Source organism: Ktedonobacter sp. SOSP1-52 (genome assembly GCF_016587395.1).
On sequence record NZ_BNJH01000005.1, the window covers coordinates 397458 to 421360 of the forward strand.

General features: G+C 53.9%; 22 protein-coding genes. 12 read left to right on the plus strand and 10 right to left on the minus strand.

The annotated features are described in order from the left end of the window. Positions 1-231: 231 nt before the first annotated feature. Entirely contained in the window at positions 232-627 is a 396-nt protein-coding gene (locus tag JMJ16_RS42420; protein WP_201391417.1) for a hypothetical protein, read from the minus strand. 730 nt (positions 628-1357) lie between these two features. Between JMJ16_RS42420 and JMJ16_RS42425 the strand changes: the two genes are divergently transcribed. From JMJ16_RS42425 to JMJ16_RS42435, 3 genes are all read left to right on the plus strand, one after another. After that, the gene (locus tag JMJ16_RS42425; protein ID WP_201391419.1) at positions 1358-1594 is read left to right on the plus strand and encodes a hypothetical protein; all 237 of its coding nucleotides are present in this window, start codon (positions 1358-1360) and stop codon (positions 1592-1594) included. A gap of 178 nt (positions 1595-1772) precedes the next feature. After that, entirely contained in the window at positions 1773-2045 is a 273-nt protein-coding gene (locus JMJ16_RS42430) for a transglycosylase (RefSeq protein WP_201391421.1), read from the plus strand. Positions 2046-2202: 157 nt separating this feature from the next. Continuing rightward, the gene (locus JMJ16_RS42435) at positions 2203-2586 is read left to right on the plus strand and encodes a VOC family protein (RefSeq protein WP_201391423.1); all 384 of its coding nucleotides are present in this window, start codon (positions 2203-2205) and stop codon (positions 2584-2586) included. 61 nt (positions 2587-2647) lie between these two features. Here JMJ16_RS42435 and JMJ16_RS42440 read toward each other — a convergent pair whose 3' ends face one another. Both JMJ16_RS42440 and JMJ16_RS42445 read right to left on the minus strand, forming a co-directional pair. Further along, positions 2648-3643 carry a phosphotransferase family protein gene (locus JMJ16_RS42440; protein WP_201391425.1) on the minus strand — a complete coding sequence of 332 codons (996 nt, stop codon included), beginning with the start codon at positions 3641-3643 and terminating at the stop codon, positions 2648-2650. 126 nt (positions 3644-3769) lie between these two features. Beyond that, positions 3770-5071 carry a hypothetical protein gene (locus tag JMJ16_RS42445; protein ID WP_201391427.1) on the minus strand — a complete coding sequence of 434 codons (1302 nt, stop codon included), beginning with the start codon at positions 5069-5071 and terminating at the stop codon, positions 3770-3772. A 131-nt stretch (positions 5072-5202) separates the two neighbouring features. On the opposite strand from JMJ16_RS42445, the gene JMJ16_RS42450 reads away from it, so the two are divergent. The 7 genes from JMJ16_RS42450 to JMJ16_RS42480 all read left to right on the plus strand — a co-directional run bounded on the left by JMJ16_RS42450 (position 5203) and on the right by JMJ16_RS42480 (position 13130). Then, positions 5203-6453: a citrate synthase family protein gene (locus tag JMJ16_RS42450; protein ID WP_201391429.1), complete on the plus strand. Its 1251-nt coding sequence runs from the start codon at positions 5203-5205 to the stop codon at positions 6451-6453. 152 nt (positions 6454-6605) lie between these two features. Further along, entirely contained in the window at positions 6606-6923 is a 318-nt protein-coding gene (locus JMJ16_RS42455) for a hypothetical protein (protein ID WP_201391431.1), read from the plus strand. A 620-nt stretch (positions 6924-7543) separates the two neighbouring features. Further along, positions 7544-8059: a nucleotidyltransferase domain-containing protein gene (locus tag JMJ16_RS42460; protein ID WP_374229169.1), complete on the plus strand. Its 516-nt coding sequence runs from the start codon at positions 7544-7546 to the stop codon at positions 8057-8059. A gap of 619 nt (positions 8060-8678) precedes the next feature. Continuing rightward, on the plus strand, positions 8679-9155 hold the full coding sequence (locus JMJ16_RS42465; protein ID WP_201391436.1) for a DUF6194 family protein: 477 nt from the start codon (positions 8679-8681) through the stop codon (positions 9153-9155). Positions 9156-9815: 660 nt separating this feature from the next. Continuing rightward, on the plus strand, positions 9816-10721 hold the full coding sequence (locus tag JMJ16_RS42470; protein WP_236601942.1) for a carbohydrate ABC transporter permease: 906 nt from the start codon (positions 9816-9818) through the stop codon (positions 10719-10721). A gap of 121 nt (positions 10722-10842) precedes the next feature. Then, entirely contained in the window at positions 10843-11739 is an 897-nt protein-coding gene (locus JMJ16_RS42475) for a carbohydrate ABC transporter permease (protein WP_201391437.1), read from the plus strand. 50 nt (positions 11740-11789) lie between these two features. Further along, the gene (locus JMJ16_RS42480) at positions 11790-13130 is read left to right on the plus strand and encodes an ABC transporter substrate-binding protein (protein ID WP_201391439.1); all 1341 of its coding nucleotides are present in this window, start codon (positions 11790-11792) and stop codon (positions 13128-13130) included. A gap of 86 nt (positions 13131-13216) precedes the next feature. On the opposite strand, the gene JMJ16_RS42485 is transcribed toward JMJ16_RS42480, so the two are convergent. Continuing rightward, the gene (locus JMJ16_RS42485) at positions 13217-14860 is read right to left on the minus strand and encodes an amidohydrolase family protein (protein WP_201391441.1); all 1644 of its coding nucleotides are present in this window, start codon (positions 14858-14860) and stop codon (positions 13217-13219) included. 219 nt (positions 14861-15079) lie between these two features. On the opposite strand from JMJ16_RS42485, the gene JMJ16_RS42490 reads away from it, so the two are divergent. Beyond that, complete coding sequence (locus JMJ16_RS42490; RefSeq protein ID WP_201391443.1) at positions 15080-15502, plus strand: thioesterase family protein; 423 nt, start codon at positions 15080-15082, stop codon at positions 15500-15502. A gap of 17 nt (positions 15503-15519) precedes the next feature. After that, on the plus strand, positions 15520-16110 hold the full coding sequence (locus JMJ16_RS42495) for a GNAT family N-acetyltransferase (RefSeq protein WP_201391445.1): 591 nt from the start codon (positions 15520-15522) through the stop codon (positions 16108-16110). Positions 16111-16116: 6 nt separating this feature from the next. On the opposite strand, the gene JMJ16_RS42500 is transcribed toward JMJ16_RS42495, so the two are convergent. The 6 genes from JMJ16_RS42500 to JMJ16_RS42525 all read right to left on the minus strand — a co-directional run bounded on the left by JMJ16_RS42500 (position 16117) and on the right by JMJ16_RS42525 (position 23687). Beyond that, the gene (locus tag JMJ16_RS42500; RefSeq protein WP_201391447.1) at positions 16117-17295 is read right to left on the minus strand and encodes a DUF2330 domain-containing protein; all 1179 of its coding nucleotides are present in this window, start codon (positions 17293-17295) and stop codon (positions 16117-16119) included. Positions 17296-17349: 54 nt separating this feature from the next. Then, entirely contained in the window at positions 17350-18159 is an 810-nt protein-coding gene (locus tag JMJ16_RS42505) for a metallophosphoesterase (protein WP_201391449.1), read from the minus strand. A gap of 300 nt (positions 18160-18459) precedes the next feature. After that, positions 18460-19854: a GH1 family beta-glucosidase gene (locus tag JMJ16_RS42510; RefSeq protein ID WP_201391451.1), complete on the minus strand. Its 1395-nt coding sequence runs from the start codon at positions 19852-19854 to the stop codon at positions 18460-18462. Positions 19855-19865: 11 nt separating this feature from the next. Continuing rightward, positions 19866-20894, minus strand: coding sequence for an ABC transporter permease (locus tag JMJ16_RS42515; protein ID WP_201391453.1), 1029 nt, complete (start codon positions 20892-20894; stop codon positions 19866-19868). Positions 20895-20900: 6 nt separating this feature from the next. Continuing rightward, positions 20901-21884, minus strand: coding sequence for an ABC transporter permease (locus JMJ16_RS42520; RefSeq protein ID WP_201391454.1), 984 nt, complete (start codon positions 21882-21884; stop codon positions 20901-20903). Positions 21885-21983: 99 nt separating this feature from the next. After that, entirely contained in the window at positions 21984-23687 is a 1704-nt protein-coding gene (locus JMJ16_RS42525) for an ABC transporter substrate-binding protein (protein WP_201391456.1), read from the minus strand. Between the last annotated feature and the right edge of the window lie 216 nt (positions 23688-23903).

Here is a 23903-nt window from a genome sequence, read left to right on the forward strand (position 1 = left end):
CTTACTTATAAAGAAGTAAAATTCTGTGGCTCTCTCGCAATTTGTGTGGAACATGAGCTTCTCAAGAGTATGCTCTTTTCAGAATGTACTTGTGGAGCCAGATCACTTTTGCATGCTCATGTTATTGCAAAACGTATCACATACATTGCGGGAGAGCCATAGAAATTCCTTTAACGGTGAGCCAAGGATTTGCACACAAACGCGCTAAGGTATGCTTTGAGTTGGTACGCTCTACTGCCCGAATAACTCACTCACAATCTGCTGCAAGGTGTTCTGCTGGGAAGATGAGCCCGTCTTGTTCTGCTGAGAAGATGAACCCATCTTGTCCTGCTGGGAAGATGAGCCCGTCTTGTTCTGCTGAGAAGATGAGCCTGTCGTATCCTGCTGAGAGGATGACCCACTCACACTCTGCTGAGAAGATGAGCCTGCTGTGTCCTCTTGAGAAGGCGAGTCACTCACACTCTGCTGTGAAGGCGAGTCACTCACACTCTGCTGCGAAGGTGATCCATCCAAGACGGCAAGAGATCTAGCATGGGAAATGCTTTGTCGCTGACAGATCAGGCAGGTCACAAATACGAGAGCGAGAATAGCCATGTACAGGCTGACTTTTCGCATGTGCTTTAACATTGATAAACTCTCCTTCTCTTTTCTTTAATACTTACACGTCTACATGTTGCGTGAGCTTTCTCTCTTTGCACCGTTGAGATGCTGCTCATACTTCCATTATAGAAGAGCTTCAACCATAGAAAAGAGCACGACAAAAGCGCCATGAGGCATCGCACGTGGATGAGGAGCCAAAATGCTCGTAGCTACACTGCAGCAGAACAAGCAACTGCGGCTGAAAGTGGGGGATCTGAGCAATTTCTACACATGTATTCGAGCGAGCCCGGGACCTGTGCATTGCGTGAGTCAAACTTTCAACGAAACGCGAGCCTTCTCTCGGCGCCCTCGCCGAGAGTACACCCGCAGAGAGGGCCCCCTACAGGGGCCGCGAATGCTCACCTCCAGGGGCAATGAGACAAGGTTAGCGGGGGTACGACATGATCCCTATTCTTATCATGCTTGCATTGGTTCTCTTGCTCATCATTCTTGCAATGCTCTTGCCCCTTCACGCCTCCGGTGCTCAAGAGTAAAGGGTGTGTGGAAAATAACTATAGCCATTTTCCACACACCCTTTAGCTGAAAGCTCGCGTAGCGAACTGATGAATTGTAGGTCCAGGCTAGCCTGGATTTCACCCGCTGACGGTTTGATTTTTATCCGATGCTTGCGTATATCTAACCATTAGCCAAAGAAAGCGTATATACACTGTAACGATATAAGCGATACCAACAGGTTCCCGTTGCGGGAGGAAGACATATGTTTCTGTTACTGATCTTGATTTTAGGCCTGGTCATTTTTATAGTCTTGCTGAGGGTCATACTGGCGATTGTTGGCCTATTCTTTGGGCGCGTGCTGTATCCGGGGCGCCCTCGTCTCTATCGCCGTGAGCTCTTCTTCTGGCGCCCATGGGGCTTCCGCAGGCGTTATATGGGCGGTTTTTATGGCCCTCGCCTTCATCATCACCACCACCACCATCATCATCGCGGCTGGTAGTGCTACTGTAAATTGGAGCGAAGAAGCCGGCTCTGAGATAAAAGACAGAGCCCGGCTTTCAGCTTTTTTGGGGCACTTTTTCTTATGTCTGACCTATATAACAAGCAAGTGAGTCTGATGAGCGGTGACATGCGTATCTCCTGAAGAGTATGTTTTTTTATGCAACAGGAGGTATATCATGGAGGTCTCGTTCACCCAATTTATCATCTGGATTATCATTGCGGCCATCATTGGTATCCTTGGTGAGTTCATTGCTGGTCGCAGAGCCCCGGCGGGCATCCTTGGCGCGATCATGATTGGTCTCTTCGCCATCTTCCTTATCGTAGGCTTCTTCCACTTCCACATCACAGGTGAACCCACTTTTGAGGGCGTGCCTATCATTAGTACGATTATCGCGGCTGTAATGCTGGTTGTTATCTGGAGTAGCGTGGCATATTATCGTCGTGCTTAAGCAAGCAGGCAGGTACTATGTGGCCTATAGGTTCGCACCTATAATGCGCAAGATTCGAGAAGTTTTTGCACGCGCCATAGGGTATATACGTTCTATAAATGTGTCGCTTCTACTTTTTCAGGCGAAATAAGGCGCATTGAAGAAAGGATAATACCATATGGCCAATCTTGTTACCTGGTTCGAAATCCCCACAAGCGATATTGAACGCGCGAAAACTTTTTACCGTACGATCCTGGGAATTAAAGAGGAGCTGCGACAGGAGAATCTGGGCGGAGACATGCCCTATGCCTTTTTGCCGATGGAGCCAGGCGACGTCAGCGGCGCGCTGGTCCAGCACCCGAACTATAAACCCGGCGAGGGTCAGGGTGTATGTGTATACCTTGTGGTCCATGGCGATTTAAACGATACACTGGCGAAGGTAGAGGAAGCAGGCGGTAGCGTGCTCATCCCCAAGATGCCACTCGGCGAGATGAGCCCCGGCTACATGGCTCAGATCACTGATAGCGAGAGCAACCGCATCGGCCTCTGGTCCGCAGAGTAAGCGCCCATGGCGGCGCGGATAGCCCGACGCGTACTTTAGTAGCGTCGGGCCACACATGGCTTCATGTTCCTGCTATAGAAAGAAAAGGTTCGATCCATTCGCGGAGCGTGAGGTCTCTCTGCCACCAGACCATGTCTGTGCGGTGTGCCCACTCCCAGATAGCGAGGCGCTCTTTGAGCATGTAGAGCGGGAAGCGAGCTTCAAAACCAGGACGCGGCGGTTGGAGCTGGAGATAGGTCCTCAGGAAGATATGCGCCAGGTCCACCCTCTCTTGCGTCATGTAGTCGGCAATGGGGCGTGCGAGATCCTCTTCCGCATCGCCAAAGTGGCCATGCACATCAAAGACGCCACTGACGTGCCATTCGGCGTCCCGCTCTTCTACGACGATATTCCCCTCTTTATAATCTCCCATAACAAAGCGTGCCTGAAACGGCTCAGCAAGCGCGCGTTTGCCCTGTTCCACCAGAGTCTCTACCCAGAAGCTATCGGCCTCTGTAGTGAGATTGGTTGCTTGCCGGGATAGGGAAAGTAGGCGATAGATCTCTCCTGTGATATATCCCGCATAGGAGGGATGAAAAGGCACGATGGTATCGTGCGTGGCGTCGTGTTCGCCTGGAGTGGGCCAGGTGAGGGCATGCATCTGGGCCAGGGTTACGCCAAGGGCGGCGGCGATCTGCTGGCGCTGTTGATCGCTCAGTTGACGCCTGACAACTGGATCGATGAGGGCGAGTCCTGGCATACGCGGCATGAGGATATAGCTCCAGCCGAAAATATCTGTGTCAGGATCATGCAGGTAGGGCCAGGGAACGGGGACAGTGGTGTGTTTGTGCAGTTGCTGCATAAACCAGCGCTCCCGAGCGAATTGCTCCGGCCACAAGGGCTTGCCACGCAGGACAAACTCGCCCTGAGTAGTCGTCAGAAAGATGTTCTGGCCAAAGTTTCCAAAGGGAACAGGCTCGGCCTGGAGCACGGTACCGAGCTGGAAGCGCGTCAGAGCTTCCTGTAACTGCTTATTAGCGATACTTCCAAGATGCTGTGTATATATCCTGGCTGGCATAGAGATGGGCTCCTTCCTCTTTACCCTCTAACTGCGTGGAGTGCATAGCCAGTGTTTAGTGTAGCACAATAACGCTACTGGCGTACGTGCCTACTGCTGAACACGTGCCAGCAGCGTTATTGTTTATCAGCGGAAGTAGCGTGTGGCCAGCGGAGCCAGTTCTTCCCATTCTATGCTTGTCTGTCGCCCCTGGTCGAATTCTTGTGCTAGCAGGGCATGGAGCTGTTGTAGGCGCTCATCGTCTTTGGCGACATATATCCCTAAGTGCTGGCGCAGCATAAAGATCAGGCCCGCGAGCCCACTCTCCTTGGTAAGTGAGACCTCAAGTGGTCTCCCAAGCAACTCGGGAACATTGAAGGGGGCGTACATCCACCAGAACTTGTTCAGGCCATCAGCATGGACGCCAGCGCGTGTCCTATGCGCGTCACGTCCATAGAGGGGATATTTAGGTGGAACTGGCTCGTTCATCTGGTCATAGAGCTCAACCAGCTCATTGAGTATCTTGAAGTCGGGCGCTTGTTCCTGAAAGTATCCCATGCCGCTCAGGTGGAGGAGAAGCATCTCAAGCGGCGCGTTGCCAGTGCGCTCGCCCTTCCCCAGTAGGGTGCCATTAATGACGCCGCAGCCCGCGCGAATGGCCGCCAGGCAGTTAGCCACGACCAGGCCGGTATCGTTATGGGGATGAAACTCCAGGTCGGTGGGCTGGAGTCCAAATGTGCGTATCTCCTGAAAGAGGCGAGGAATACTGCGGGGCAGAGCGACGTCCTCATAGGGCAAGCCCAGGCCCATGGTATCACAGAGGCGAAACTTGGGACGTAGATGTGGGGCATACGCCTGGCTGATCTCCAGTACCGCTTCGATAAAGGGTTTGATAAAGTCCATCGAGGCTCGTGTTGCATCCTCCAGGTGCAGGCGTGGGCGTATACCGGCATCTAATGTAGTCTTGACCGCTTCCAGGTAGGTCTGAGCCGCCTGGTTTCTCCCTCCAGGTTTAAACTTGTGGAAGGTGTGGTAGTCGGAGGCGGAGGCAAGCATACCGGTCTCGCGAATGCCCAGGGTGCTGATTAAGGCCACGTCTTTGGCGGTGGCGCGAATCCAGGTCGTTGGTTCAACTGGCGCTCCTCCCTGGAACCGCTCTAGCGCCCCCTCCAATGCCTGACGATCTGAGGCCCGGTAGACAAAGAACTCGGCCTGGCGGATCGCGCCCGAGGTGCCACTAAAGCGACAGAAGATATCATAAATGTGCAGGCTCTGCTCCGTAGTCAGCGGAAGGCCGCCCTGCTGTCCATCACGATGCGTGGTTTCGGTGGTCCAGACCGCCTCGGGAAGCGTTGCGGGTCGTGTGGTCCAGGCGTAAGCTGGGAATGTATGGCGTGGAAAGCTCTCCTCAAAGTATTCAGGCTGAAGAGGCTCAGGAATTATTGGCATACAGAAACAGCTCCTTTGCTGTAAATTTTTTGGTGTAGATTACGTTTATGAATGACTATTCACTACTGTATATGATTGACATCAATGCCGTCAAGGTTGATAATAAAATCAATATATAGAGGGGGGAGTATATGACGCAGACTCCACATTATGTGACCGCTCAGGAAGCGGCGGAGATGCTCCAGGTGCGTGTAGAGACCATTTATGCCTATGTGAGTCGGGGACTTTTGCGCTCTGAGCCGGGCAGTGGGAAACAGCGTGCGCGGCTCTACCGGGTAGAGGATGTGCAGCGCTTACAGGAGAAGAAGAGCTATCGGCAGGACCCTAGCAGTGCCGCCACGGGCGCGATGCACTGGGGAATGCCTGTACTGAAATCCGCGCTAACGCTGATTAGCGAAAATGGCGTCTATTATCGTGGAGAAAATGTTGTGCAATTGGCGCTGAGTGAGAACATTGAGCAGGTGGCATCCCTGCTCTGGCATGGTGAGCCTGGACCAGGAGAGAGGTTTCTGCTTGAAAATACGCTACCCGTAGCGATCTATCTCCAGCAACTCCATCAGCTATCGCAATCAACGCAGGCGCTACAACGCCTCTCCATCGCTTTAACCCTGGCGTCCGCCGACGATATAGCGGCCTATGATCTCGATCCCTCCCTTGAACAGAGCACGCAGATTGGCGCGCGCATCCTCTACCTTATGGCCTCTGTCCTGACGCAGGCTCCCCAAAACAACCTTACGCTTGCTACCATGCTGCAACGCCGCTGGTGTCCTGAAGATGAGCGGACCACGCGCCTCTTCAACGCGGCCCTGATTCTGTGCGCGGACCACGAGTTAAACGCCTCATCCTTTGTTGCGCACGTCGTCGCTTCCGCTCAATCCTCCCTCTACCAGGTCGTAATTGCCGGGCTCGCCACACTCCAGGGCTTTCGCCATGGTGGAGTAACATGGCTGGTCGAGCGCTTTCTGCAAGAGGTCGAGGCACCCCAACAGGCGAACACAGTCATAACCGCCCGCTTGAAGCGTGGGGAACAAATCCCAGCCTTTGGACATAAGCTCTACCCCTCCGGCGACCCACGTGCCATCTTCCTGCTCGACCTGTTAAAACAGATGTACCCCGATGCGCCGAGCTTGCAATGCTCCCTGGCTATCATAGAAACCATGAGCCAGCTAACAGGGAAGCTCCCAACCCTTGATTTCGCCCTCGTTACCATGGCGCAAACACTAGAGCTGCCCCCTGATTCGGCGCTGGCGCTCTTTGCCCTGGGCCGCAGCGTCGGCTGGATCGCCCACGCCCTGGAACAATACGCCGACGGCCAGCTCATCCGCCCTCGAGCCCAATACACCGGCCTGCTACCGGATTCAAGTGGTATGCAGAAGTATTAAGATCTACAGATATATATATTTCTTGAGTTTGTCTCTTGTTTTATAAAAACAATATACCTTGACAGGACAACTTGCAGGGGTTAACCATTTGAAGTTCATCCTTTGTTTTTGCTTAGCTTAAATGACTTCAAAACTATCCAACCCAGGTAGTAGTGTATCCACACTATCCAACCTACCCGAGCAACGTGGTAATCTACCCGCGTTATCCAACTTACCCGAGCAATGTGGTAATTTACCCCCGCTACCCGACCTATCCAAGCCAGGTAGTCGTATATCCGCGTTACCCGACCTACCCCCGCTACCCGAGCACAGGTAGCACTGGAACCGGTGGTTGGCCTGGCAGCACAGGTAGTACCGGAGCTGGTGGTTGGCCTGGCAGCACAGGTAGTACTGGAACTGGTGGTTATGGAGGTGGCGGTAGCGTTGGTCCGATCAGCTCTACCGTTCCCGGTAGCACCCAGATGCGGTAACTGTGCTTCTCACAGGACTGTTCAGAGCACTAAATTTGTAAGAGGGAGGGGTTGTGTGGCCCAAGCAAAAGATCCGGGCCACACAACCCCTCCCTCTTACTACTGGCGAGCCAGTGAGCCAGAATGGATGAATTTTGAAATGCCTTAAAAAATAAACGTGAAAAACTTGACAAAATAGCAAACATACGTTACGCTCAATATACATAAAATTCCTCATGGAGGCCAAAAGCACGTATGCCTGACCACTACTAATGTACACTCATCCAGGTTGCTGGTGAAAAAACAGGTAACCACTCTCTGCATCAAATAACGCTGTCCTTCTCTGTGAAAAAGGGCAGTTAATAGGGATTTGACGTAGTATGTAAGGTGCTTGTCTGTGTGCATGTGTAGTCCTGGTGAGACAACGGTGCGAGGTCTATCTCCTTTCCAACCCTTTTCTCTCCACCCTTGTTACCAAATTGACTCTAGAGGCTTCTCCGCGCGTTCTTTCCATGCCTGCGCCTGCCCGCTCACCAGTATGCCTTCTAATGTGTAATTTATACATTTTCATTTGAAAGGTGCAGAAAAGGAGAAGTCGTATGTCATCACTTGAAGGTCAGTTACAAGCCCCCCAGCCGCAAATGAGCGCAGAGGCCGTTGTTGAACTGATGCGGCTTTGTGAGCAGAATGGTTTTGAGATCTTTGTTGATGGTGGCTGGGGTGTCGATGCGTTGCTGGGGAGACAAACGCGCCCACACGCGGACTTAGACATAGCTCTCCAGCACAAGGATGTCCCGAAGCTTCGCGCGCTGCTTGAGGCACGCGGTTATAAAGATGTGCCTCGTGATGATACGCGGGATTGCAACTTTGTGATGGGCGATGATGAGGGACACGAGGTAGATTTTCACTCCTACACGTTTGATGCTCACGGAAAACTTGTCTTTGGTCTGGAGTACCCGTTGGATTCCTTGACTGGCACCGGGTCCATCCAGGGCTACCCCGTGAAATGCATCTCGCCTGAGTGGCTGGTGAAGTTTCATTCCGGCTACGAACTGGATGAGGATGACTATCACGATGTTTCGCTGCTATGTGATCACTTTGGCATCGCCCTGCCAGCCGAGTACGAGCGATTTATGCGAGATGGTAACGAATCTTGATGTAGAAAAGGTGATGATAGCGTATCTCCATACTTCCCTGGTACATCATCGGCAATAGAAATCTGTTGAGGCGAAAGACGGCGGATTTATAGGTAGAGACCTTAGCTCATTTTTCGTACCAACAGGTACAGAAAATGAGCTGAAATTTTTTGCTTACCTGGCGTCTCGATCTCTCAGGCCCAGGCGCACGGCCTCTGCTTCTATTTGGAGTGAAATATATTTAACTTTGTTGTTAACTTCCTTATCAGCCTGTAAGAACTGTCTCCCTGTCAGATCGAGGTGGGTTTGTTCTCTAGTGCACTCGATTCTCTGCCAAGGATCAGGATACTTATGAAGAGAGTGAATTTCAAAGCAATTGTTTATCACTCCAGGTGACTGCAATCGATGGTGACTGTTTAGGAGCGATACCAACAGTCATGTAAAACCTTCAAGCGCCCTTAGAGATTTCTCCAGATTTTCCTTCTGTTCTCTATTATGTGATCTAGCAACTGGAGCTTGTATATGGCACTGTCGGCATCCATCGCAAACGCTATGTGTTGTCCTGAGTCTCCAATTGGGCATGAGTGTTGTACAGTAGAGATGTGATCAAAGCAACGTAGTCAGGAAAGGACCAATACTCATGAATGAGTCTGAGATCAGCCAGTATATCATTGGGACATTTGAGGGCGTGGATGTGGTGGTCGCTTCGGGCGACAGCTTCTTCTTCTACAACCCGGATAGTAACGTACCGCCGGATCACAGGTTTCCGTTTGTGACACTTGTGACCAGCGATATCAATGACCAGTTCTCTAATCTCAACCGCCCGTCGGTCTTTCGCTTGAACATCGGCATTAGCAAGCAGACATTTCGCTCGCTCTTTGACGAACCCTCGCATCCTTCCGGCAGAGACAGCGCGGCGATCAGCGGCGAAAACTCTAGCGACTACGACTTCACTGCCCTGGATCAAATAATGCCTCACCCTGTGTATGGCCGAATGTTATGGGTGTGCGTGCTCAACCCGAGTGAGGAGACGTTTGAAACGAAAGTGCGGCAACTTCTTGCCGAGGCGTATGACCTGGCAGTGAGCAAGCACAAGAGACGGGTAGCTCGCGGGTAGGCTCCAACTGGAGAAGATGAAACCATATGAGGTAGGCTCAGGATGCATGTATAAATCTATCACTCACTATGAGCGATTTTTACACGTATCCTGGGCTTACTGACAATTGAGTAAAATTGTTTCAAGAAAGAGTAGCGCCTTTGTCACTTGAATCAAAAAAGTCGGAAGTTTTTGATCCAGGCTCTTGCTATCGTGCATCCTCACCATCCTTGGCTTCATCAATTAGAGCGTTGTTAACAGAGGAGTGTCGCTGTAGCGATGAAAATATAGCATAAGCTCTTCAATATATGGTGTCACGAAATTGTCGCGAAATTATACATGGTTAGTCGCGTTATTAGATTGAAATATCCTAATTGATGATGTTATAGTAAATATTAATAATACATTTATGCAGTCCAATATCCTAATTGCCCTCGAGTATGGACAAACTCTTGCCTTTACAGAAAAAACCTCAAAGAGCATTCTGTGCTACTGTGTAGTTACCTCTTTCATCTTTTTGGAAAAGAATGCGCTCGCAATCCATTCTGTGCCTGAGCATCAGCAAACCAGGGAAACATAGCTGTTTGAACTGGTAAGAGCTGCTTGCTCTTGCGCACACTTTACATACATAGTCGCGTCATTCTTGTTAACCGAGTAGTTAACAAAATGTAAGGAGGCAAGATGATGATTGCACGAACGAAATGGACATCGCGAGATGTTTCTCAATTGCGTAAGGGGCTGCTCTTTATCAGTCCCTGGCTCATCGGTTTCCTCGTTTTTGTGCTCTATCCACTGATCTACTCGTTGGTCATGAGCTTTGCGCGTTACTCTGGATTGCAGCCACCTGTCTGGCTAGGTTGGCAGAACTACACGCGCCTGTTTACCGATCCTCTGGTCTGGAGATCCGTTGATAATACCGTGTTTTACGCGATTAGAGCAGTACCCATAGGCCTTATCATCGGTCTGCTGCTGGCTCTGGCGATGAGCCGCGCGGTAAAAGAGGTATCAGTGTATCGCACGGCATTATATTTGCCATCATTGATTCCTATTTTTGCGATGTCATTCATCTTTATTGTCCTGGTCAACCCTCAATATGGCATCGTCAACGAGTTCCTGGGCCTTTTTGGTGTTCCCAACACAAACTACCTGGGAGATCCGACGGGAGCCAAAAACGTCATTGTAGCTCTGGCCCAGCTAGGAGCGGGAAATACGGCCCTGATCTTCCTTGCCGGGCTGAATAGTATTCCGCAGACACTCTATGAAGCGGCACGCATTGATGGCGCCAACCGGTTGACGTCGTTTCTGCGCATTACCTTCCCTCTTCTTTCTCCGGTTATCCTCTTCAACCTGATTACAGGCATCAGTAGCGGCCTCCAGGTCTTTACACCAGCCTATATTATGACAAATGGCGGCCCAGATAACGGCACTCTCTTTTACATGTACTACATGTACAAAAATGCCTTCAGCTATGCGCAACTAGGCTATGCGTGTGCCCTCTCAGTTGTGCTTTTCCTCGCTGGTCTCTTACTGGCGGTGATTGTTTATACAATCTCCCAGCGCTTCGTAAACTACGAAATTGTGAGTTAACCCCGAGAACCTGAGACAATCGCTGTCTGATGAGATAGTGGGCGACTTTCTAGTTCGTAAAGCTGGTCTATAAGACTGGTGGAATAGAGGAACTGTTGTCACCCAGGAGGAGAAAGAATTTATGAAGGCTGCTCTGAATCCAGCAAACTTTGCCGAGCGAGAGCGTGCTATTGCCCAGCGGAAACGACTGATTGCCACGCGCAAGCTGATTGATAAAAGTTTAACACGCGTCTTCCTGATTATCATGTCGGTCATCTTCTTGGTGCCGCTCTACTGGATGATTGTAACGGCACTCAAATCAAATCCAGAATTGGCGCAAATTCCCCCCACCATCGTCCCTCAAAGCTGGGAGTGGGATAACTTCGTGAAGGCTTTTCAGACCATCCCCTTTGCGAGCTACTTCCTGAACTCGGTCCTGATTACCGTTCTGACGGTAGTAGGAGCCCTGATATCAAATCTGATTGTGGCCTATGGCTTTTCCTGTATCGAATGGCCGGGGCGCAACCTGGTATTTTACCTGGTCCTGGCAACCATCTTTATTCCTTTCCCGCTGGCGATCATTCCGCAGTTTGATATGTTTGCCTGGTTGCATTGGATTAACACCTATCTGCCTCTTGTCGTACCATCGTTCTTTGCAAGCGCTTTCTACACCTTTATGTTGCGCCAATTTCTGCTCCAGATTCCACGTGACCTGTTGGATGCGGCACGGATCGATGGGGCCAGCGAATGGCGTATCCTCTGGCAGGTTGTTGCGCCGATGGCCAGGCCCGCCCTGGCGGCTGTAGCGATCTTTGCTGCTATCGGAGCATGGAACGATTTCATGGGGCCGCTGATCTATCTGCAGGACGACGCATTGCAAACGCTCTCCATTGGTTTACAGGCCTTTCGCTCGACACATGATATTCAGTTCAACCTCTTGATGGCGGCCTCGGTTATGGTGATTGTGCCTGTTACGCTTCTCTTCTTTGTCTTTCAGCGTTTCTTCATCCGTGGTGTAACGCTGGGCAGCATTCGCTAGTGCGTCAGAGATGAACCTTTCCCGAAAATTGAGCGAAAAGGAGTCAAACAATGGTTGTCCAGCGATATATGCTCAAGGCAGGAACGTCCTTCCTGTTGCTGCTCCTGTTCTCCGTGGCTATTTCAGCGTGTGGATTTGGGCAGAGCGATTCCCATGAAGTAGTTTTCTGGACTTCAGTCAACGACGACATTGACATCTCAGCCGAGAACCAGATCGTAGCGGCCTTTGAGAAGGAAAATCCCGACTTACATGTGCGTATCGTGAGCAAGCCATCACCATCAACTGGCGATGCGACAGCGCTCATCACGTCGGTACGCGGAGGTACACCGCCAGATGTGTACCTGGTGGATCGCTTCACCGTCAGCCAGTACGCGGCTATTGGTCTGCTAACGGACATCCAGCCATTTGTGAAGCAGGATGGAGGAACGCTGGGGAATAACTACCTTCCGTTTGCCTGGAAGGAGGCCTCATATCGAGGGGATGCCTATGGTCTTCCCATGGATACCGATGCGCGTGGTATGTACTATAACAAGGATTTGTTGCAGCAAGCGGGAATTGATCCAGGTATTTTTGACCCCTCACATGGTCCCATGACGGTTGACGAGGTGATGAGTATTGCCAAGAAGATGAATAAAACGGACGCGAAGGGAAACTATACCGAGCTAGGCCTGATCCCCTGGTCGGGTCAGGGGTTCCATGCTACCTGGGGCCTGGATTTCTCGGCCAAGTTCTTCAACGATAAGACGTGCCAGGTGACACCAACTGAGCCAGGCTTCGAAACGACGTTCAAATATTTTCAGCAATGGTCCAGAGAGTTGGATTATAACAAGGTTGATACGTTTTTAGCTACCTATCAGCCACCCAATGCACCCCCCAGCCAGACGCCACTGTTTACCGGTCACCTGGGTATGTCGATTGATGGCAACTGGACACTATCAAGCATTCAGCAGTACGCTCCCAAGCTGAATTATGGCATCACTTACTTGCCGGTGCTACATAAAGGAGACGCCCCCTTTACCTGGTCGGGAGGCTTCTCGCTGGTGATGCCACAGGGCGCGCATAACACAGGCGCCGGATGGAAGTTCATGAAATTTATGACGGGTCCAGAGGGGCAGGCCATCTACACAAAAGTAACAAGCCATCTCCCTACCTGGCAGACCTTGTTGCAGGATGATAAGCTCATTCAAGGTAATCAGCGCTTCTTCGCTGGCATGATGAAATTTTCTGAGAGCCGCCCACCGCTTCCGATAGGAGCTCAATACTCGGATGCAATGGATGCGGCACAGTCTTCGATCCTGTTAGGAACGTCGACGGTTGATCAAGCGTTGCAGCAGGTATACCAGCGTTTGCAGCCGCAGATGGACCAATATTGCCCTTTCAAACTGGATTAGACCCGTCCCCAACTCAAGGAGTTGCAATAAGATAGGGGATGTGGAGTGTGCTGGCTGCCTGCGGCAGCCAGCACACTCCACATCCCCTATTTGGCTCCGCTGCCACGGACGAAGTGCCCGGGGGTCGCGCCAGTGTGCTGGCTGTCGCGTATGACGCGTGTGCCGTTGACCCAGACGTCGCGCACGCCGGTGGAGAGCTGGTGGGCATTCTCGAAGGTAGCGCGGTCGGCGATGGTCTGGGGATCAAAGAGGACCACATCGGCGTAGTAGCCGGGGAGGAGCAGTCCTCGATCTCTTAAGCCCAGGCGAGCGGCGACGGACCCGCTCATCTTGCGAATGGCCTCTTCCAGGGTCAGGTGCCGCTCCTCGCGCACATATTTGGCCAGGACGCGGGGATAGGTACCGTAGGCGCGTGGATGCGTGGGACCGTGCGGTCTCGCCCAGGTAGGATCGACGCCGCCCGCGTCCGTGGAGATCTTTACCCAGGGCTGGCGCAGGCCGAGTGCCACATTGGCCTCGTCCATACTAAAGTAGATAGTGAAGATACGCTGCTGCTCTGAGATCAAGAGGTCGATCACGGCATCAATCCAGTGCTGACCGCGCATCTCGGCGATCTCTGAGAGGCGTTTCCCCACATATTGCTGGTTCTCGGGCCGCTCGAAGCCGATGGGCATGACGCCCTCGGGACCAATACCGTGTGCCAGGGCCTCCCACTCGCCCGAGGGGGCAAGCACCTCGGCGCGCACCCGCTCGCGTACAGCGGGATCGCTGAGCCGCTGGTACATCGAGCCACCCTCGGCCAGCCAGGGCGGAAGCACCGAACTCAGTCCAGTTCCCGAGCCGGGATAGGGATACATATCCGCCGTCACATCGATGCCAGCCTCGCGTGCGCGCTGGATACTTTCAATGGCGAGTTGCATCTTCTGCCAGTTGTGGCTGCCACTGGCCTTGAGGTGATAGATCTCGACGGGCACATTGGCCTCGCGACCGATGGTAATGGCCTCCTCGATGGCCTCTAGTAGTTGCTCGCCCTCGGAGCGCAGGTGCGTGACATAGATCCCACCGTATAGCCCGGCGACCTTTGCGACCTCGATCAGCTCCTCGGTCGAGGTATACGTATCGGGGGGATAGATTAGGGCGTAGGAGACGCCAAAGGCCCCATCCTCCATAGCTTCAGCCATCACGCGGCGCATACGCTCCAGCTCGTTCTGCGTGGGATCGCCCATGCGCAGGCCCATGACATACTCGCGTAACGTGCCGCCGCCCAGGAATGATCCCACATTGGGGGAGACGCCGCGCTCAACCATCGCCTCAAGCCAGTGGCGAAAGCGCGTCCAGCCCTTTGCCGGTTCGATCCACTCGCGTACCAATTCACGCTCCTGCGGCGAGAGATCGACGAAGCTATCCGTAATCTGGCCTCCCACGGGCGCCGGGGACCAGCCTTCGCCCATTACCTCTAGCGTCACTCCCTGGGTGATCTTGGAGAGGTCGCGTGGATCGCGCATAAGCGGCACATGCGAGTGGCTCAGGATATCGATAAAGCCAGGACTGACTACCAGCCCCTCCGCGTTGACAATCTCGCGCGCCCTCGCGGGCGAAATATGGCCGGGAGGCGCGATCTCTTGAATGCGCTCCCCGGTCATTGCCACATCACCATAGAACCACGGATTCCCCGTGCCATCAACGATCTTAGCTCCGCGAATCAGGATATCTATGCCATCTGTGCTCATATGTCTCCTCCGCGCTTTTCTCTCTATTGTAGCATCTAGCAGAGGTCCGCAACTGGCGAACGCGGCTACTGTAGGGAGGAGCATTTAGAAGCTCTTCCCGATCTGCGAACAGTAGCCACGTATGCCAATAATGGGCCACCGCAAATATGCTATGATGTGCTTATACTTTGCCTATGGTTGCTTATTTGCTCTGTCTAGGGGCTAGAGGAGAGAGTTATTATGCCACGAGTGAGCGTCCAGGTTCGCGTGCCCTTTCCCGATGTTGATAGTTCGAGGCGCATCCATTTTACGGCCATGCTGCGCTATTTTGAGGTCGCTGAACATGAGTTGATGCGCGCAATTGGTTTCCCCTATGCGACTGCGCTATGGGGAGTGGCCTTCCCTCGGGTCCATGTGGCCTGCGATTTTCGTGGGGCGGTGCGCTATGATGACCTCCTGAGCGTGGAGGCGCGAGTGGCACACGTGGGGCGTAGCTCGTGGAAAGTGGCCTTTACCGCGCGCGCGCTGCAAGAGGTCGCCTCGGAGCTACAGGTAGGCGATGTTGTGGCCGAGGGGGAGATCGCGATTGTGTGTATGAATCCAAAGAGCGAGCGCGCCCAGCCTCTCCCCGAGGAGCTACGCCAGGCGCTTGAGAGGGAGTAATAAAGGAGGGAACCTGTATGGCTCAGCCCGAAGAGCAATTAGAGCTAGTGAAGCCGGATGTCAAGTATGCGCAGGCCTACCTGGCGATGATCGATGCTCATTTTGCCAGCGGCGAGGAGTATAACTATAACAATATGTGGCTGGCACGCGAAGACTTTGCCGCCTTTGTACGTGAACTGGAGGATGAGGCCCAGGGCATCGACTTGCTCGCTGGCCTACCCAGGCAACAGACCTATTTTCTGCTCAAGGATGGCGTGCAGATCATCGGTGAGATCCGCTTCCGCCCGCACCTGGAGGAGCCTTACGAGAAGCTTAATGGGCATGTTGGCTACAATATTCATCCTGCTTACCGAGGGCGAGGGTATGGCACGCGCCAGCTAGCCTTGCTCCTTGAGGAGGCGCGCCAACTGGCTTTGCCTGGCGTCTCCATGACAGTTGAAGACGAGAATCCCTCCTCTGTGCTCGTGATCCAGAAGAATGGTGGTCGCCTGCTGCGCGTGGTGGAGAATCCCCCCTCGCTTCGCATTGAAGAGGAGAACGGGGAACTAGTGGTGAAGGACACCACCAACGAGGGTGAGCGCTGCGCCCTCTGGTGGATTGACCTATAGATGTTATTAGCTTGTGTGGCGAGCCTTGTAGCGCCTGCGGAGCCAGATCGCACCCGCGACAATGCCTAGCAAGGGGACGCCCACAACGCCACCTACGCAGGCCGCGCTTTTCACATAGGTGAGCGTGCAGTCGGGTGGTGGCGAACTATAATTCAGGCTGATATAGGGGCTGACGGGGTTGAGGTTGGCTTTGGGCGCCAGGATGGGATCGATCTGCATGTGATCAGGGGTGAAGCTGGTATAGAAACGCGTAAGATAGGCGTTCTCGGGCATTTCTTTGAGGTAGTTGCCCAGCGCGTATGGGCCGACTGGTTGGGCGTACTCGGTGACAAAGCCATAGCCCCCTGCCTTCTGAATGGCGGTGTCTATAAGCTGGTAGTAGTTTGCGCCAGGATTGGGCGTGGAAGTGATTTGATCCTGGTCGATATGAATGTCCTGGTAGTTCTGGGGCGCGAAACGCTCGTTAGCCAGGATCGAGACCTCCATATTCATCCGCGTATCGATGTCGGTGGCCGCCAGGCGAATAGGGATCATAACCTGTTTCATGACCATGGGGAAGGTGATCTTGACAGGCGCGATACTGGTCGTGTCCGCCTTGGCCTGGAGCCTCATGGCAAGGAAATACATGTTTTTCGCCACATAGGGCTGGATAAACTGCTGCGTGCTGGCCGGTACCGCGTACTGGTGAGCTTGTAGCCAGCTGGTAAGTGCCCCGGCGTCACCCGATTTAATCACATCGTAGGCGAAAGGGCCAACCGCTCCGCTGCCATAGACGTTGACGTTGGAGCTGCTCGTCGTATTAGGCGCGCCTGCTCCCATACCACTATAGTGCGGCCGTGTTATATCCGCGTAATCGCAGGTGCGGGCAGCAGGTACGACAAACCTGGGAGCGGTAAGCTGCTCCAGCGAGGTGAAGAGGGCTTGTGGCGCTTGGTCTACCGTGGGCACAACGGGTACAGGAAGCACCCAGGCGAAATCCTGGGCCTTCCCTTGATAGCGTATCTGCTCATATAGGGTCGTGCTATGCGCGCCAACAGTAATCAGGAGTCTCTCCGTATCCTGGCTGACCCTTGCCTGGTTTGTACTGGCAAAGAGCCCGCCGCACGCGAGCGCGGAAGCTGGCAGGAGCAGCAGGCAGCACAGTGCGAGCGAGAGGGGCGCGAGGAGTCGTATGAATTTCAGCATAGTTTAGAATGCAGAATCCTTTCTATGGGCCATATCTATGGAGCATAAGAGGTCTCATGAAAAGAGACGCTGCTGCTGGGCTTTTTGTTCCTCATGGGGGGTGGCTTCAGAGATATGTTGGGCCTGGAAGATCTGGCGATCTGGTAAGCGTATCGCTGTCAGTGTGCCGCTGCGATAGGCTCCTGTGTCGACGCAAATCTTATTTGGCTCGACTAGTGGCCTCGCTAGCTTCCAGTGACCAAAGACGACGAGCTTGCCCCAATCATAGTTGCTTTTCAGGAAGGCCCTTGGTCCCCACATCTTACGCGCGGCAGGCGTCTCCTCGAAGGGTTTGCCTGGCAGGACTCCCGCGTGGACGTAGTAGGCGAACTCGTCCTCGTACTCCAGACGGGTTTCCTCCAGCCAGTAGCCTATCTCGGCGGGCATATGTCTCCTGTTGGCCCTCCAGAGGCGGCGCGCGCTCTTCATGTTGGGGGCGCCGAGAAACTCTGAGCCATTCCAGCGCTCCAGCCAGGCGTCCTCATGATTGCCCCGGAGAAAGACGCACGAGGGATGCAGGCGCTGGAGCCTCCGCAACGCTCGTATGGTGGCGAGGGAATCCTCGCCCTTATCCAGATAATCCCCCAAAAAGACCAGCGTGTCCTGTGGATGCAGGGGCAGGAGTTGCAATAAACGCATGAGAAGCGTGATCTCTCCATGCACATCGCCGATGGCATAGGTCACAGGGGGGGCGCCCAGGTCGTTGCGCTCAGCCCTAAACAGGGCCTCTTCCACCGAGGGATAGGTATGCTCTCTTACAGGTGACAGGATGCCTGCCACCCTGAGTGCCAGGGCCTTCAGTTTTCGCGAAATAGAATCTATCACAGCGAATTAAATTATCAGAGAATATAGATGGAGAGCCAATAATGCGCTTTAACGAACGCATATGAGAAAGATCGAGCAAGGTAAATTTAAATACCATAGGTGCCCGATAAATCGCGCATAAGGCGATTTATCGCGGTGATACAGAATAACGGGTGCCCATCCATAATGGTGCATCCTCTTGCCTCCAGATGGGGTTGTTAACATCCAGGGGCAAGACAGAACATTTGATTGGCCCCAACCCGATAACCTGGTACTCATGCGATAAATCGCCTTGCGCGCCATAAATGGGGCGCCTATGTTTTAAGCGCGTTGTTCCTCTTTGTATTTCTGAATGAGGTCGGCGTACCAAAGGCCGCTGTCTTTGATGATGCGGCGCTGGCTGTCATAGTCGACGTAGATGATGCCGAAGCGCTTGCTGTAGCCCTCGGCCCATTCGTAGTTGTCCAGCAATGACCAGGTGAAGTAGCCCTGGACGGGTGCGCCCTGCTCGATGGCGCGCACAATTCCCTGGAGATGCTCTTGTAGGTAAGAGAGGCGGCGTGGATCGTGGACGTGCTGGCCACCATCCCACTGGTCGCGGAAGGCCGAGCCATTCTCAGTGACGTAGAGTTTGGGCAGGGCATATTCTTTATGCAGGCGTACCAGGAGTTCGGAGAGGGCGTTGGGATAGACCTCCCAGCTCATCTCGGTATAGCTGGCACTGGGAATGGGAGCAACCAATTGACAGGCATCGGCCAGGGGCGCAGGCTCGGTGCCACGAATGACACTGCGGGTATAGTTATTGACGCCCAGGAAGTCGATAGGGGCCGATATAATCTCCATGTCGCCGTCCTCGATGGGTGGGGCCTGGAGCGCCATGTTTTTAAAGAAGTCTTCGGGATAGCTGCCACGAACGATTGGATCGAGGAACCAGCGGTCGCTGAAGGCGTCGTAGTGTGCCAGGTCGCGCAGGGTCTCGGGGCGGTCGTCGGCGGGATAGCCAGGGGTAAAGTTCAGGGTAATGCCGACCTGGGCGCCGTTGGTGACGTGGGCGCGGATACGTGGCAGGGCGAGGCCATGTCCCAGTAAGAGGTGGTGGCCTGCGTCCAGCGCGCTCTGACGATCCTGTACGCCGGGCGCGTGAACTCCATTGCCATAGCCTAGATAGGCCGAGCACCACGGCTCATTGAGGGTAATCAAGCCCGCGACGCGGTCGCCAAGCCGCCGAGCCACAATTTCTGCATACTCGGCGAAGGCGTAAGCCGTCTCGCGGTTGCGCCAGCCGCCCTTATCCTCCAGGGCCTGGGGGAGATCCCAGTGATAGAGGGTCGCGAAAGGTTGGATGCCCTTGCTGAGCAGGGTATCAACCAAACGCTCGTAGAAGTCCAGCCCACGGGAGTTGATGTCTCCGCGCCCCTGGGGCAGGATGCGCGGCCAGGCGATGGAGAAGCGGTATGCGCCCAGGCCCAGGCGCGTCATGAGCGCGATATCTTCGTCTACGCGGTGATAGTGATCATCGGCGACATCGCCATTATGGCCCTGGTAGACCTTGCCGGGGGTTGCAGCAAAGGTGTCCCAGATAGAGGGGCCGCGACCATCCTCATGGGTCGCGCCCTCAATCTGGTAGGAGGCCGTAGCGGCCCCCCAGAGGAAATTAGCCGGGAAGAGCTTTGCCAGGCTGAGCTGTGTTTGTTCGGAGTTGCTGGTTGTCGTCATATATATCCTTACTAAGCCACCAGGTTTTGGATTTTCTCGCCTTTAGGTTTGCGTTCGCTACGCAGGCGTGGATTGGCGAATTCATCGACGCCGAAGTTGATCAGCGTGAGGGCCGTGCCCACGAAAGCGATACAGAGCGCGGGCGGCAGGAACCACCAGTAAGCACCCTGAAGGATGGCGTCATTATTATTGACCCAGTAGAGCATGGAGCCCCAACTGACGCTGGTAATATCGCCCAGGCCCAGGAATTGCAGTCCGGAAGCAGCCAGGATGGCGTAGATCACGGTGCCAATGAAACCCGACATGACAATCGCGATCTCGTTGGGCAGGATCTCGGCAAAGATGATGTGAAGGGCGTTTTCTCCACTGGATTGAGCGGCCTGCACAAAATCACGGCTGCGCATCGACATGGTTTGTGCGCGAATAACGCGTGCATTCCAGGACCAGCTCGTCACCGTCAGAACCAGTGCGATGGTCAGATCGCCCTTGACGGGGAAGAAGGCCGCCAGCACGATAGCCAGGGGGAGGCCAGGGATGACCAGGAAGATATTGATGAAAATTGAGAGGATATCATCAACGATCCCGCCGAAGTAGCCCGCGATCAGCCCGATGGCGGTCGAGAAAGCCGTGATAAGTAGCCCGGTTATGAAGCCCCAGAGAATGGAGGAGCGTGCGCCAACAATGGTCTGGGCGAAGACATCCTGCCCGGTTTGTGTCGTGCCGAACAAGAACTGGCCCGAGGGCGAAGCCAGGTTAGGTCCAACGTTGAGGGCGTTAGGATCGGTACGGATAAACACTGGGCCAAAGAGTGCGATAAGGATAAAGATGGCCAGGATGACCAGGCCCGCGCCGACCTTGCGATTGACCGTGACCAGGCGCCAGAGGTCACGTAGACGCCCAGTGGTGGGAGGTGGCGCTCCGACGCCCGCCATGCCCGAAGCCCCAACGGTAAGGGTGCTCTCGGCGCTGGTGCGTGACGCGACATGTGTTGAGCTGCCTGTTGCCTGGGTATTGCTTGTATCAGGTTGAGTCGAGCTCATAAATGTTTAACCCCTTTCTTGGCGAACACGCGGATCAAGCACGGTGTAGACCATGTCAACCAGGAAGTTGGCGCTCATAACGGCGACCGTAATAATGAGGAAGATGCCCTGCATCAAGGCATAATCCGAGTTCTGCACTGCCTGGAAGAGCGAGTAGCCAATGCCTGGATAAGAGAAGACGATTTCGAGGAAGAGCTGGCCCGCGACCACCTGACCAAGCGCGATAGCGAAGCCGGTGATATTGGGCAGAATGGCGTTGCGCGCGGCATAGTTGATCATGACGCGGCGCGTGGCAAGCCCCTTGGCCTGGGCCATAAGCACATAATCTTCAGAGAGCGTCATAATCATAGCATTACGCATACCAAGCATCCAGCCAGAGATACTGGCCACAACAAAGGTGATGGCGGGTAGGATGGCATGCTGGATAGCGCTGGAGATAAAATCAGGCGACCAGTCGGGCGAAATGAAGCGATCATAGCCGCCGCTGACGGGGAACCAGTTGAGGGTGAAACCAAAGATGTAGAGCAGGATCAGGGCCAGGCAGAAGTAAGGGATGGCCGAGATAAAGGTCATGAGGGGTGGCAGCAGGCTATCCAGGAAGGAGTTGCGGCGCCAGGCGATGATAACGCCCAGGAGCGTCCCCAGGGCAAAGCTAAGGACCAGCGAGACCAGCACCAGGACCAGTGTCCAGGGGAGTTCCTGCCCGATGGCTTCCGCCACTGGCGTTGGGAAGTAGGTGATGGAGAGGCCGAGATTGCCGTGGAGCAGATTATTGAGGTACTGGAAATACTGCACCCAGAGCGGATCGTTGGTGATGCCAAATTGTAGTTCAATCGCGTGAATGGCCTCGGGCCTGATGCGACCCTGGAAGCGAGCCACAAAGATCAATGCCGGGTTGCCAGGCGCCAGGCGCGGGATCAGGAAATTGAGGGTGAGCGACGCCCACAAGGCAATGAGATAAAAGCCCAGGCGGCGTAACAGGTGACGCATACAGGAACTCCTTTGTGAATAGGGCAAAGCCTCTGAAGCATGGAAGAGTTTCTAGGCTAATGAGGCCCAGAAACTCTCCAGAACAAGCGTTACGAGAGACTATTGTGCAGGTGACAGGTGGAGTATGACAATAGCCGCATCGGGGTACTGCCAGGGTGGCGGAACCGCGTACGGATTGTCAGCGGTGGGCCAGCCTGTGAAGTTCTTGGTGCTGTACTCGTTCCAGTCTGCACCGTAGACCAGTGTGATGACCGGAACTTGCTCGACCATGATCTTCTCCAGACCCTGAATAGCCTGTTTCTGCACGTTGGGATCGGTCGTCGTCGAATACTGAGTTAACAGACTATCGGTCGTCGGATCCTCCCAGCGCTCGTAGTTGGAGACCGCTGTCCCCCCAATAGGAGCGGACTTGGCCTTGCTGAGCACGTTGTTATAGGTATAGAACGGCGAGGGACCACTGCCGACGCTACCAATGCTCATATCAAAGCTGCCAGTATTGAGGGCATTCACATAGGAGTTGTACGCAATGGCGTTTACGTTGGTCTGGATACCGATAGCCTTCAGGTCGCTGTTGACCATCTGGCACATGGTGACCCAGTCGCTCCAGCCAGTGACCACGTTCAGGTTGAAGGAGAGCTTCTTGCCGTTTTGATCGACATAGATGCCATCGGAACCCTTCTTCAAGCCCGCGCTCTCCAGCAGTTGTGTCGCCTGAGAGACGTTGGGGGCCTGGTAGGTCAGGTTCTGATACTCGGGCGAGAGGTAATCCTTCTGCGCGGGGAGGATCAGGCCGGTCGGGTTGGCGACAGGCTCGAAGTTGCTCTCCGCAACATGGAACATCTTGTCGCGATCCAGCGCCATACTGATGGCCTTACGGACATTGACGTTGTTGAAGGGGGCTTTCGTCAGGTTCATGTAGAGCGAGACGTTGTTGCCCGAGGGGAACCAGTATTTGTTGTGCTGGGGATCGCGGTCAATATAGCCCTTTTGCAGGTTCGGTGTGAACAGGCTGACCCAGTCGAGGTTACCTTTGTCCATATCCAGTTCCAGGGACTGGTTGGAGTTGTACGACGGGTAACGCAGTTCATTGACCTTCAGTTGGTCCGCCTGCCAGTAGCTGGTGTTCTTGGTGTAGTCCAGCAACTGAGGGCTGAAGGACTTCAGCACGAAGGGGCCGGTACCCACAGGAGTGGGATTGGTGTACTTCGATGGATCGCCCACGCTCGCCCAGAGGTGCTTGGGAACGATCCAGGTTGTGCCACCGACGCTATAGAGAATAGGTGTGTACACCTTCTTCATGGCGATAACGACGGTGTGGTCATCGGTCGCGGTCACGCTGTCAAAATAGTTCCAGAGGCCGTTGGTGTCCGTCGCGGGATACTGCTTAAACAGGTTGAGGGTAAAAGCAACATCGTCGGCCGAGAAGGGCTGTCCATCGGACCACTTGACATTCTGGCGCGTGGTGAAGGTCAGCGTCTTGTTATCGCTGGAGAACTTATAGTCGGTCGCCAGCCAGGGTGTGACCTTACCGCTAAAGCCGTTGACGTAGAGAAGGGTCTCATAGACCATACCTACTGTGCCTGGATTGGCGTTAGGAGTATAAGGCCCAAAGTTTTTGGTGAAGTCGCCGGTTGGTCCAGTTGAGATCGTCAGATAATTATTGTGCGCATTCTGCCCGCTGCCGTTGCCGGTGCCACCACCGCAGGCGGCCAGGACCATGCCCAGGACAAGTAGGAGCGTAGTGAGCAATGCTCCAGTGTTCTTCTTCGCTTTGAAGAACCTTGTCAGAGATCGCAGTGTCATTGAAACCTCCTTAAAAAAACAGAGAAACAAGTTTAGTCCATTCGTCATTGAAAAGCTGCTAAACTGATAGAGTTCGATATAAGCTCCTTTCTATAGTCATAAATTTGCGCTGTGGGCGCTATAGGTGACTCGCCCGGGTCAGGCATACAATGAGTGATAGGTCGCATGCCTAGCCTCGGCGACACACTAATCTCATAAGATGAGTTCGTGAACAAT

Excerpts from the sequence above, each read along its gene's own strand:
- JMJ16_RS42500 (WP_201391447.1), bottom strand. The coding sequence starts at position 17,295 with ATGCTGAAATTCATACGACTCCTCGCGCCCCTCTCGCTCGCACTGTGC.
- JMJ16_RS42435 (WP_201391423.1), top strand. The coding sequence starts at position 2,203 with ATGGCCAATCTTGTTACCTGGTTCGAAATCCCCACAAGCGATATTGAA.
- JMJ16_RS42510 (WP_201391451.1), bottom strand. The coding sequence starts at position 19,854 with ATGACGACAACCAGCAACTCCGAACAAACACAGCTCAGCCTGGCAAAG.
- JMJ16_RS42480 (WP_201391439.1), top strand. The coding sequence starts at position 11,790 with ATGGTTGTCCAGCGATATATGCTCAAGGCAGGAACGTCCTTCCTGTTG.
- JMJ16_RS42485 (WP_201391441.1), bottom strand. The coding sequence starts at position 14,860 with ATGAGCACAGATGGCATAGATATCCTGATTCGCGGAGCTAAGATCGTT.
- JMJ16_RS42470 (WP_236601942.1), top strand. The coding sequence starts at position 9,816 with ATGATGATTGCACGAACGAAATGGACATCGCGAGATGTTTCTCAATTG.
- JMJ16_RS42430 (WP_201391421.1), top strand. The coding sequence starts at position 1,773 with ATGGAGGTCTCGTTCACCCAATTTATCATCTGGATTATCATTGCGGCC.
- JMJ16_RS42495 (WP_201391445.1), top strand. The coding sequence starts at position 15,520 with ATGGCTCAGCCCGAAGAGCAATTAGAGCTAGTGAAGCCGGATGTCAAG.
- JMJ16_RS42475 (WP_201391437.1), top strand. The coding sequence starts at position 10,843 with ATGAAGGCTGCTCTGAATCCAGCAAACTTTGCCGAGCGAGAGCGTGCT.
- JMJ16_RS42515 (WP_201391453.1), bottom strand. The coding sequence starts at position 20,894 with ATGAGCTCGACTCAACCTGATACAAGCAATACCCAGGCAACAGGCAGC.
- JMJ16_RS42445 (WP_201391427.1), bottom strand. The coding sequence starts at position 5,071 with ATGCCAATAATTCCTGAGCCTCTTCAGCCTGAATACTTTGAGGAGAGC.
- JMJ16_RS42440 (WP_201391425.1), bottom strand. The coding sequence starts at position 3,643 with ATGCCAGCCAGGATATATACACAGCATCTTGGAAGTATCGCTAATAAG.
- JMJ16_RS42465 (WP_201391436.1), top strand. The coding sequence starts at position 8,679 with ATGAATGAGTCTGAGATCAGCCAGTATATCATTGGGACATTTGAGGGC.
- JMJ16_RS42425 (WP_201391419.1), top strand. The coding sequence starts at position 1,358 with ATGTTTCTGTTACTGATCTTGATTTTAGGCCTGGTCATTTTTATAGTC.
- JMJ16_RS42490 (WP_201391443.1), top strand. The coding sequence starts at position 15,080 with ATGCCACGAGTGAGCGTCCAGGTTCGCGTGCCCTTTCCCGATGTTGAT.
- JMJ16_RS42525 (WP_201391456.1), bottom strand. The coding sequence starts at position 23,687 with ATGACACTGCGATCTCTGACAAGGTTCTTCAAAGCGAAGAAGAACACT.
- JMJ16_RS42450 (WP_201391429.1), top strand. The coding sequence starts at position 5,203 with ATGACGCAGACTCCACATTATGTGACCGCTCAGGAAGCGGCGGAGATG.
- JMJ16_RS42460 (WP_374229169.1), top strand. The coding sequence starts at position 7,544 with ATGAGCGCAGAGGCCGTTGTTGAACTGATGCGGCTTTGTGAGCAGAAT.
- JMJ16_RS42520 (WP_201391454.1), bottom strand. The coding sequence starts at position 21,884 with ATGCGTCACCTGTTACGCCGCCTGGGCTTTTATCTCATTGCCTTGTGG.
- JMJ16_RS42420 (WP_201391417.1), bottom strand. The coding sequence starts at position 627 with ATGTTAAAGCACATGCGAAAAGTCAGCCTGTACATGGCTATTCTCGCT.